The 230-nt window shown below is 55.7% G+C and carries 1 pseudogene; it reads left to right on the plus strand.

Features of this window, described 5'->3' with window-relative positions:
* Nucleotides 1–230: pseudogene (locus tag FDX22_RS23780) on the plus strand (4-deoxy-4-formamido-L-arabinose-phosphoundecaprenol deformylase); the annotation flags it as partial.

Genomic DNA, 230 nt, shown 5'->3' on the forward strand with positions numbered 1-230 from the left:
CATCGGCCAACCCGTTACCTGCTCTGCCGTCGCTGGCTGGCGTGCCGACTCGCGCGTCGTAGAGGCGAAAGAGACATTTCATCTGCGCTATAACAGCGATTGCAGGGGGACATCGTTATTCCGTCCTGTACTTGAAACGGGAGAAATAGGGACACCACAAATTCCGGTCACGCTACCAACATGGGATGAAGTAGTTGGTCAGGAGGTGCAGGCAGCGGACTTCAACGACT

Source organism: Citrobacter sp. TBCS-14 (assembly GCF_005280805.1).
Taxonomy (GTDB): Bacteria; Pseudomonadota; Gammaproteobacteria; order Enterobacterales; family Enterobacteriaceae; genus Citrobacter; species Citrobacter gillenii.